Here is a 2178-nt window from a genome sequence, read left to right as displayed (position 1 = left end):
ACTTACCCATGCGTGAACTCCCCATCCTGATGAATGGCGCCATGGTGCGCGAGCACGCGGCCGCCAGCAAACTACCCGCGATAGGGCTCGGGCTGAAGTGTTCGGTCGTTGCTGAGAACCCTTACCCGCTCGATGCCGCGGGCTCGCGCGATGTTCCAGGCCGGCTCCATGTGGTCAAAACCGACATCGTCTCGATCGCTTTCCACCATGCGGAGGTCGCCGTCTTCCTGACGCTCGAAGATCGTCCACGACCCATACCAATTCTCACGGAGCGTGTCCGAAATACTGGCCGCGCTCAACATCACCACGTAGTTGCCGACGGAGTCGATCATGGCTGAGCGTCCCATTCTCTTCAGTGGCCCGATGGTGCGCGCCATCCTCGAAGGCCGCAAGACGGTGACCCGGCGGATCGTGAAGACCCAGCCGCCCGAGGGAACAACTCACTACACCCCGAACTGGGTGCACAACTTTGTGCACGGGTACTTCGTGCCCATGAAAGGCTCTTCGACCAATGATCTGGAGCGATGGGGCGACGGTGCCATCCTGTGCCCTTACGGCGATGCCGGGGACATTCTGTGGGTCAAGGAGACGTTCTTCGCCTGGGGCGAGTGGACGGTTAGCTTCGATCAATCGAAGGGACGCGACGTATGGTCGTTCGTAGACCGCACTGTCGAGACGGGGCGCAAGTACGGCTATGCGGCGGACGGTGCCGCTGACTACACCCGGCCGAGGGAAGCCGGCAGGCTGCTGTGGTGGAAGCGGCCGACCCTCTTCATGCCGCGCTCTGCATGTCGGATCACGCTCGAGCGCGCCGCCACGTCGGTCGGTCGCGCTCAGGGGTTAACCCCGGAAGACGCCCCCGCCGAGGGCGTTCCTGGCGACGCGCCCAGCCAAGAGGGGCGTGATCAGCTCCGCGACGCATGGCGTAAGCTGTGGACACGCATCAACGGGGAGCAGAGCTGGACCTCGAATCCTTGGGTCTGGGTCGTCGCCTTTCGTCGGACCTCAGGAGGCGCACAGTGATCAGGAAAGGGGCGTCGCGGGTGGTCTTTCTGCTCGGACCTTGGGCCATCAAGGTGCCGCGCCTAACCGAGMCCCACCGTTCGATCGGGCGACGCGCAAACCGAGATGAGCGACACCTGTGGGCGACCGATGCCAGGCGTCACCTGATGTGCCCAGTGCAGTGGGCTGATCGCCGTGGCTGGGTTCTCATCATGCCGCGCTGTACGCCCGTAGATCCTGTCGCCTACGAGGTGTGGGACGACGAGAACAGCTTCGAGATCCACGTTATCGGGGAGACCAGTTCGCCGTTTGAAAGAGCGGCCAAGGACGTTGGCCGCCTGCCAGATGGCCGCATTGTGTTCATCGACTATGGCGCTCGCGCGTACAGCGCTACCGATCCGGAGGTGCCCAATGGGGGCTGATGAGAAACTGTGCCTTTCCCGCGAGGAAATCGCCTAGCTGACCCGGGCCCACACCCGCGCGACCCAGCTCGCGTTCCTCCGCCGGAACGGGATCAGGCACCATGTCGACAATCAGGGCTGGCCGGTGGTGACGCACGCAGCGGTCGCTGGCGAGGCTCGCGAGCAGCCCAGGCCAAACCCGCGTGGCATCCGAACAAGGCGGCATAGGAGGGGAAGACGGCCTTCAAAACCTGACGCGGTTCCGCGCCTTCGCGCGCGCCGAAAGCCGTTGGGCGTAGTCCACTACTACTACGATCACGGCGGCAAGCCGCGCCGTGAGGAGCCGCTCGGCCCTGATTACGGGCTTGCGATCCAGAAGTGGGCGGACTACGAGCGAAGCCGCTACGCGAAGGAGAAGCTGGCCGAGGTCATCACCTTCCGGTACGTGGCCGACCGCTACCGCGCAGTGGTTATGCCGACAAAATCGCCGGCGACGCAGGCCTGCAATGCCCGGGAACTGAAGCAGCTGCTCGACTTCTTCGACGATCCTCCGGGGCCGCTAGATGCCATCGCCCCGATGCATGTAAGGAAATACCTGATTCACCGATCCAGCTCGCCGGTACGTGCCAATCGCGAGAAGGCCCTTCTCTCCCACCTTTGGAACTTCGCGCGCGACGCCGACTACACCAACCTGGCGAATCCGTGCGCGGGGATCAAGGGAAACAAAGAGAAGGCCCGGGACGTCTACGTCGACGACGCAACGTACCTAGCGTTC

3 protein-coding genes and 2 pseudogenes are annotated in these 2178 nt (G+C 63.8%); all 5 read left to right on the top strand.

Features of this window, described 5'->3' with window-relative positions; translation table 11 throughout:
• On the top strand, positions 1-338 hold a 338-nt coding region (locus AC1DT2_RS21420), incomplete at its 5' end, for a hypothetical protein (RefSeq protein WP_477298595.1).
• Entirely contained in the window at positions 331-1023 is a 693-nt protein-coding gene (locus AC1DT2_RS21415; RefSeq protein ID WP_477298593.1) for a hypothetical protein, read from the top strand. The genes AC1DT2_RS21420 and AC1DT2_RS21415, both read left to right, overlap by 8 nt.
• 191 nt (positions 1024-1214) lie before the next feature.
• Positions 1215-1424, top strand: coding sequence for a hypothetical protein (locus AC1DT2_RS21410; protein ID WP_213947959.1), 210 nt, complete (start codon positions 1215-1217; stop codon positions 1422-1424).
• A 37-nt stretch (positions 1425-1461) separates the two neighbouring features.
• Positions 1462-1515: pseudogene (locus tag AC1DT2_RS21405) on the top strand (hypothetical protein); the annotation flags it as partial.
• Between the two features lie 177 nt (positions 1516-1692).
• Positions 1693-2178, top strand: a pseudogene (locus AC1DT2_RS21400) (integrase); the annotation flags it as partial.

This window comes from Luteibacter sp. P4_E6 (assembly GCF_056401535.1).
This window is presented reverse-complemented; position numbering and strand designations above follow the sequence as displayed.